The sequence below is a fragment of the uncultured Alsobacter sp. genome (assembly GCF_945952055.1).
Classification (GTDB): Bacteria; Pseudomonadota; Alphaproteobacteria; order Rhizobiales; family Beijerinckiaceae; genus Alsobacter.
In genome coordinates this window covers 70,530-77,281 of record NZ_CAMFHB010000032.1, presented here as the reverse complement: position 1 = coordinate 77,281, position 6,752 = coordinate 70,530, and the positions used below count along the sequence as shown (strand labels likewise).

Genomic DNA, 6,752 nt, shown 5'->3' with positions numbered 1-6,752 from the left:
GGCGGCATGGACGAGCCCGAGCTGAAGATCATCGACGTCTTCATCTGCAAGCTGCGCAAGAAGCTCGCCAACGCCTCCCAGGGCAAGAACTACATCGAGACCGTGTGGGGCCGCGGCTACGTGCTGCGTGAGCCCAACGAGACCGACGAGCGCATTCCGGCCTGATCCCCTCCCCGCAGCGGGACAGCGAAAAACCCCCGGTCCATGGCCGGGGGTTTTTGCTTTGTCGGGCTGCAGCCTGCGTCGTTTTGAAGGAAACGGATCGTGCTCCGGGGTCCTTGGCTGTCGCCTGCTTCTCGCGAAAGGCCGGGTTCCACCCTTTCGCGGCGGGCTGTCGCCCTTCAGGCGATCGCGGCCAGTCGCTGCAGGCCGGTCGCCAACTGGCGTTCGCGGCTGCGCCGGTAGACACCCGGCTGGGCCGGATCGGGCTGCAGGCGGCCGGTGAGGCCGATCACCGATTCCGTCGCGCCCAGCAGCAGCGCCCCGTCCGGCGCCAGGGCGTTGGCCACACGATCGAGCAGGGCCTGCTTCACGTGCGTGTCCAGGTGCATCAGCAGGTTGCGGCACAGGATCACGTCGAACGCCCCCGCGACGGTCTCGTGCGCGAGGTTCACGACCTCGAAGCGGATGGCGCGGCGAAGGTGCGCCGAAATCGTCCAGTCTTCCCCGTCACGGGTGAAATGGGCCAGCAACTCGCGGATCGGCAAGCCGCGCTGGACCTCGAAATGGTCGTAGCGTCCGGTCGTGGCCTGCGCGATGGCCGAGGCCGAGATGTCAGTCGCGAGGATGTCGACGCTCCACCCTGCCAGAGCTTCAGCGTGCCGGGCCAGGACCATGGCCACGGAATAGGCTTCCTGGCCCTTCCCCGTCGCCGCGCACCAGATCCGCAGCTTCCGCAGGTGCGACCGCTCCGCCATCAGGGACGGGATCAGCACCGTGTCGAGCTGTTCGAAGGGACGGCGGTCGCGAAAGAAATGCGTGTCGGCGGGCAATAGCGCATCGATCAGGCGCACTTCGAGGGCCTGTGCCCCGCCGCGCACCCGGGCAATGACGTCCTCCGCCCCCGCCAGGCCCATCTCGGCCGCGAGGGCCTCGAGGCGCCTTTCCACGAGATACCGCTTCTCCGACCAGAGCGTCAGGCCCGCCCGGCGCAGCATCAGGGATTGGACGAAGCGGAAATCCTGCGCTGTCACGGCGCGCACCGATGGACCGGCAACCCCTCCCGGGGCCGGGTCTCGACGTTCGGGCGGGGCGAGCCCAGGAGGGTCACGGCAGGTTCACCGGCGCCGCGTCGGGCTAAAGGAGCCCGGCCTGCTGGAACTTCAGCGTCATGATCTCCTTGTCGAAGGGCTTCATGATGTACTCGTCGGCCCCCGCGTGCATGGCACGGGCGATCGTCCCGACATCATTGTCCGTCGCGCAGAAGATCACTTTCGGCCGTTCTCCACCCGGCATGCGGCGCAACGCCTTGATGAAGTCGTAGCCGTCCATTTCGGGCATGCTCCAGTCGACGATGATGCCTTCCGGCATCCTCGCCTCGCAGGACACGAGCGCCTCCCTGCCATCCGTCGCCTCGGCAATCTCGAAGTCGAGGGACTCGAGAATGCGCCGCGAGACCTTGCGGATGACGGCACTGTCGTCAATCACCAGGCAGTACTTCATGGCTCGGTTTCCCTCGCGAGTGGCAACGCCGGCGCCAGGGCGGACGGCGCAAGCATGGCATCGATGTCCAGAACCACCAACAGCCCTTCGGAGAGCCAGTGGATTCCCCGTGAAAAGCTCGCCCAGCGTGGATCCAGGTTCAGCGGGTTGGGCTGGCAGTCGCCGTCCATGACGCTGACGACCTCGCCGACGCTGTCGACGATGAACCCGAAGGATTCGCCGCCGCGCTCGATGCCGACGACCATCGCGCCGGGCGCGGGGCGCTCGGCCGGCAGGCGCAGCAGCTTGCGCATGCAGATGGCCGTCACGACCCGGCCGCGCAGGTTGATCAGCCCGGCGACCGCCGGCGGGGCCAGGGGCACCTTGGTCACGGCCCCCGCCATGAACACGTCGCGGACGCTGCCGATCTCGAGCCCGAAGCGCTGGCCGTCGATGAAGACGGTGACGTAGTCGGTCCGCAGCGACGTGCTTTCGGTCGGCTCGAAAGCCAGGCGCGTGACGAAGGTCATGACAGCGCCTCCGCGTCCGCCAGCGTCTCGGCCAGGGCATCGAGAAGGCCGGGGCGGTCGAACTTGGAGACCACGTCGGCCAGTTCCAGGCGGCGGGCCCGGTCGACGACGGACGAGCCACCCCGCGCCGACAGGGCAATGACCGGCGGCTGGCGCAGCCGGTGCCCGGCCCGCAGTTCCTCGGCGAGGTCGAATCCGTTTCTGCCCGGCGCCTCGACGTCGGCGACGATGGCATCGAACGGCTCGCCGCGTTCCAGAAGCCCGATCGCCGCATCGACTTCGGCCAGGGCGACGACTTCGTAGCCCGCCGCCTTGAGCACCGGGGCCAGCATGCCGCGAAAGAACGGCGCGGCCTCGAGCAGCATGATGCGGCGGCTGCGCGGCGCCGGACCCGCGGCCTGTCCCTCCGGATGGTCGGGATGCGCGCTCGCGAGCCAATAGCCGATGTCCAGGACCTCGGTGGCACGCTCGCGGATCACGGCCGTCCCGAGAAGGCCCGGCATCTGGCCGACGGGCTTCACGTCGAAGTGGTCCTCGACGATGTCGACGATCTCGTCCACCACGAGGCCGGCCGTCCGTTGCCCGTCCGAGAAGAGCAGCACGGGGCGAATGCCCGAGCCGAGGTCCATGCCCTCGTCGGCCTGCATGATCGGGATCAGTTCGCCCCGGTACTGGATGAACTTGCGGCCGGCCACGGTCTCGATGGAGGCCATGTCCACCTCCTCCAGGCGCGTCACGGCGGCCAGGGAGACCGCCTTGGCCTCCCCGAACCCGGCCCTGAACACCAGGAAGGAGCTCTTCTCCTCATGGAGGCGCTTGCGCGGGCGTGGCGTCTCGTCGCGCTCGCCGCGGCCCTGGCCGGTCTGGTCGCCGAGGCGGGCGAGGATTCCGTTCGGGTCGAGGATGAGGACGACGGCGCCGTCCCCCAGGATCGTGTTGCCGGAGAAGACCGAAAGCGAGCGCAGCAGGCCGGACAGCGGCTTCACCACGATTTCCTCGGTGTGGAACACCGCGTCCACCGCCAGGCCGAACACCCGCTTGCCGAGCTTGATGACGACGACGAAGCCTTCCTGCGGCGTGGGTGCGCTCTGGGGATCCTCGATGCCGAGGATCGATGCCAGGCGCACGACCGGGATCTGGGTCTCGCGCAGGCGCAGCAGCCAGCTGCCGCGCACCTTTTCCAGGCGGTGTTCCGCCGAGGCCAGGGGCTGCACGAGTTCCACCACGGCCGACTGGGGCAACGCGAAACGCTGGCCGGCGGTCTCGATGATGAGGGCGGCGACGATGGCGAGGGTCAGCGGGATCTTGATGGTGAAGACGGCCCCCTGGCCCTTCGTCCAGCGCACGTCGACCGACCCGCCGATCAGCTCGATGTTGGAGCGCACCACGTCCATGCCGACGCCGCGCCCGGACACGTGGCTGACCGAGGCCATGGTCGAGAAGCCAGGCTCGAAGATGAAGCGGGCGATCCGCTCCTCCGTCATGCGCTCCAGCTCGGCGGGCGTGACGAGGCCGCGTTCGATGGCCTTGGCGGCCACGCGGCCGATGTCGATGCCGCGGCCGTCGTCGGCGATGTCGATGCTGATCGTTCCGCTCTCGTGCTGGGCGGAGATCCTGATGGTCCCGCGCGGCGACTTGCCGAGCCTGCGGCGCTCGTGCGGCATCTCGATGCCGTGGTCGGCCGCGTTGCGGATCAGGTGCGTGAAGGGGTCCTTCACGAGTTCCAGGACCTGGCGGTCCAGTTCCGTGTCGGCGCCGGCCAGTTCGAGCTCGATATCCTTCCCGAGCTCGGCGCACAGGTCGCGCACCAGCCTGGGCAGTTTCTGCCAGGCCGTGCTGATGGGCTGCATGCGGGTCTTCATGACCCGTTCCTGGAGCTCCGCCGTCACGCTCGACAGGCGCTGCAGGGCCGTCTTGAACTCCGGATACTCCGCCCGCCGCGAGATCTCGACCAGCTGGTTGCGGGTGAGGACCAGTTCCGAGACCATCGTCATCAGGCTTTCGATCGTGTCGATCGGCACCCTGATGGACTGGGACTGGGCCGCGTTGGACGAGCGCCGCTTGGGAAGGCCCGCATCCGGCGCGTTCTCCGCGTTCGCGGCCTTGGACGCGGCGACGGCAGGCAGCTCGGGTTCGGGCAGCGCGATCGGCTCGGAGACGTCGACGATCTCGTCGTCGCTGCCGGGCAGCACGTCACCCGCGGTGCGCTCCAGGCTGCGGATCAGGTCGCCGTCGTCGCCATCGGGTTCGACCGCGTTTTCCTCGATCGAGCGCAGGATCAGCTTGATGCGGTCCACGGTCGCCAGGATCAGGTCGACGGCGTCCGTCGTGACGGCCTTGCCCTCGCGGAACTGGCTCATCACCGTTTCGGCGGCGTGGGAGAGGCTTTCCAGCCGGTTCAGGCCCAGGAAGCCGCAGGTGCCCTTGATCGTGTGGACGAGCCGGAAAATGTTGGCGAGGATCGTCTCGTCGTTCGGGTCCTGCTCGAGGCGCACGAGTTCGCGGTCGACACTCTCGATGGAGTCGGCCGTCTCCGTCACGAAGTCGCGCAGTATCTCGTCCATGGCCCTGGCTGTCGGACTTTCCGCCCAGCCAGAATGGGGCCAAAGACCCTTAAGATCTGTTGAACTTCGGGGTTATCAGCCCATGGGAGTGGCGTCGATGGTCACCGTGTCTCCTTCGATGGAGAGGGCGACATCCATCTTGGCCGCGCGGGCAATCAATCCGGTGTAGAAGGGCTGGATTCCGTGCGCGTCCACGGTGCCGCTGTCCGGCTCGCCCTTCAGGAGGCCGGGAACCGCGGCGGGGATGCGCGCATGCGACCCCTTCGAGGTCACCTTGAAGGTGCCCTGGTCGCCGTTGACCCGCAGGACGACGGCGATTTCGCCGCCGCGCGGCACGGCCGTCGCGGCGATGAGCAGGATGTTGAGGAGCAGCTTCACCTGGTTCTTGGGCAGAAGGACGCGGGGGGCGTCCCAGGTCAGGGCCGTGCGGTCGTCCTGGATGAAGCCCCGCGCGACCTGCTCGGCATCGCCGGTGTCGATCGAGGCGCCGGCCGAGCCGGCCGCGCCGAAGGCGAGCCGCGCGAACTGGAGCCGCGCGGACGCCTGCCGGGCGCTCTTCTTGATGAGGTCCTGCGCGAAACCGCGCATCGACTCGTCCTTCTCGTCCTCCAGCACTTCGAGGCCGTTGACGATCGCCCCGACCGGGCTGATGACATCGTGGCAGACTCGGCTGCACAGCAGCGCGGCGAGGTCGAGGGCTTCCAGGTTGACCGCTGTCATGGGGCCTCCGATGGCGGGCGGGCGCGAACGAATCGCGGCAATATCAGGTCAAGGCAGTACAACGCGCCGCAGGACTGCGAAAGAGCGGCGCGGGCTTTCACGGCAACAGAGACGCTTGCAGGGCCGGCCAGGCGGCTTCGGCGGCCTGGCGACGTTCATCCGTCACGAAGTCGGCCCGCCCGCTGATCGAGCGGAACAGAAACAGGCGGTCCGCCAGGATGGCATGCAGGGTGGGGTCGGAGGCGACCGCGCGCGCATTGGCGACGTACTCGGCCGCGTAGCCCCCGAAAGCCGGTGCATAGACATCCGGTGCATCCTGGAAGGCCGCCAGGTTTCCCGGCGACCGGAAACGCCAGGTGGCCCCCGCCCAGACGAGCTCGTGTGCCTCCAGGCCGGCGCGGGGCGTGCCATCCAGGAAATAGCAGACGGGATCGTAGCCGAAGATGGCCACGCCCGACACAGGGTCGACCAGCACCCGCTCGGTCTGCCCCGCCTGCGCAGGCGTGCGGAAAGCCGTGACGGCCGACACCACGGCCATCGCCAGCACGGAACGCCTTGCAAGCGTCACTTTTCCTGAAGATCGTTCCATGTGTCAGGATCCCTGCGATTCGCGCCGACCATAGGGCATCGAGGGAATTGAGGATCCGTTGATGCAAAAGCCCGCATCTGCGGCCGGGCAAGGAGAGGGTTGATGGATCGCCTGCATTCGTTCCTCGCGCGGGGACTGATGGCCGTCGCCTTGGTGGTCGGCCTGGCGGCCGCAGTCGACCCGGCATCGGCCCAGCAGCGGCGCCCGCAGGGCCGGGCGGACACCTTCAGCACCGAGGAAATCGTCGATTCGGGGCATCGCTTCTTCGGCAACGTGTCGCGAGGGCTCGCCATGGCCGTCGAGGAGGCGGGCCGGCGCTGGGGCCAGCCCAACGGCTACATCCTCGGACAGGAAGCCGCGGGCGCGTTCGTGGGCGGCCTGCGCTACGGCGAAGGAACCCTCTACACCCGCAATGCCGGCGACCGACGCGTGTTCTGGCAGGGTCCCTCGCTGGGCTTCGACTTCGGCGGGGACGGCTCCCGCACGATGATGCTGATCTACAACCTGCCCGCGACGGACGCCGTGTTCCAGCGTTTCGGCGGGATCGACGGCTCCGCCTATTTCGTGGGCGGCTTCCGCATGACCGGGCTGATCGCCAACAACATCGTCGTCGTTCCCATCAGCTCCGGCGTCGGCGCCCGGCTGGGCGTGAACGTGGGCTACTTGAAGTTCACGCCCGAGGCGACCTGGAACCCGTTCTGAGCCTCG

At 68.3% G+C, this 6,752-nt stretch carries 8 protein-coding genes; 2 read left to right on the top strand and 6 right to left on the bottom strand.

Features of this window, described 5'->3' with window-relative positions; translation table 11 throughout:
* Window positions 1–165: helix-turn-helix domain-containing protein (locus Q0Q47_RS21120; RefSeq protein ID WP_293864319.1), on the top strand; the 165-nt coding region annotated here is incomplete at its 5' end.
* Window positions 166–341: 176 nt separating this feature from the next.
* On the opposite strand, the gene Q0Q47_RS21115 is transcribed toward Q0Q47_RS21120, so the two are convergent.
* From Q0Q47_RS21115 to Q0Q47_RS21090, 6 genes are all read right to left on the bottom strand, one after another.
* On the bottom strand, window positions 342–1,193 hold the full coding sequence (locus tag Q0Q47_RS21115) for a protein-glutamate O-methyltransferase CheR (protein ID WP_293864309.1): 852 nt from the start codon (window positions 1,191–1,193) through the stop codon (window positions 342–344).
* Window positions 1,194–1,296: 103 nt separating this feature from the next.
* Complete coding sequence (locus tag Q0Q47_RS21110; protein WP_293864306.1) at window positions 1,297–1,662, bottom strand: PleD family two-component system response regulator; 366 nt, start codon at window positions 1,660–1,662, stop codon at window positions 1,297–1,299.
* Window positions 1,659–2,171 carry a chemotaxis protein CheW gene (locus Q0Q47_RS21105; protein ID WP_293864303.1) on the bottom strand — a complete coding sequence of 171 codons (513 nt, stop codon included), beginning with the start codon at window positions 2,169–2,171 and terminating at the stop codon, window positions 1,659–1,661. Before Q0Q47_RS21105 ends, Q0Q47_RS21110 begins: the two co-directional genes overlap by 4 nt.
* Window positions 2,168–4,735, bottom strand: coding sequence for a chemotaxis protein CheW (locus tag Q0Q47_RS21100; protein WP_293864300.1), 2,568 nt, complete (start codon window positions 4,733–4,735; stop codon window positions 2,168–2,170). Before Q0Q47_RS21100 ends, Q0Q47_RS21105 begins: the two co-directional genes overlap by 4 nt.
* A gap of 75 nt (window positions 4,736–4,810) precedes the next feature.
* A complete protein-coding gene (gene chpT / locus Q0Q47_RS21095; RefSeq protein WP_293864297.1) occupies window positions 4,811–5,455 on the bottom strand; it encodes a histidine phosphotransferase ChpT in 645 nt (214 codons plus the stop codon).
* Between the two features lie 97 nt (window positions 5,456–5,552).
* A complete protein-coding gene (locus Q0Q47_RS21090; RefSeq protein ID WP_293864316.1) occupies window positions 5,553–5,993 on the bottom strand; it encodes a YHS domain-containing (seleno)protein in 441 nt (146 codons plus the stop codon).
* 153 nt (window positions 5,994–6,146) lie between these two features.
* On the opposite strand from Q0Q47_RS21090, the gene Q0Q47_RS21085 reads away from it, so the two are divergent.
* The gene (locus Q0Q47_RS21085) at window positions 6,147–6,746 is read left to right on the top strand and encodes a DUF1134 domain-containing protein (protein ID WP_293864294.1); all 600 of its coding nucleotides are present in this window, start codon (window positions 6,147–6,149) and stop codon (window positions 6,744–6,746) included.
* Window positions 6,747–6,752 lie beyond the last annotated feature (6 nt).

What these genes read in the sequence shown, in the direction of transcription:
- Q0Q47_RS21110 (WP_293864306.1), bottom strand. Translation starts at nt 1,662, where the DNA reads ATGAAGTACTGCCTGGTGATTGACGACAGTGCCGTCATCCGCAAGGTC.
- Q0Q47_RS21105 (WP_293864303.1), bottom strand. Translation starts at nt 2,171, where the DNA reads ATGACCTTCGTCACGCGCCTGGCTTTCGAGCCGACCGAAAGCACGTCG.
- Q0Q47_RS21100 (WP_293864300.1), bottom strand. Translation starts at nt 4,735, where the DNA reads ATGGACGAGATACTGCGCGACTTCGTGACGGAGACGGCCGACTCCATC.
- chpT (WP_293864297.1), bottom strand. Translation starts at nt 5,455, where the DNA reads ATGACAGCGGTCAACCTGGAAGCCCTCGACCTCGCCGCGCTGCTGTGC.
- Q0Q47_RS21090 (WP_293864316.1), bottom strand. Translation starts at nt 5,993, where the DNA reads ATGGCCGTGGTGTCGGCCGTCACGGCTTTCCGCACGCCTGCGCAGGCG.
- Q0Q47_RS21085 (WP_293864294.1), top strand. Translation starts at nt 6,147, where the DNA reads ATGGATCGCCTGCATTCGTTCCTCGCGCGGGGACTGATGGCCGTCGCC.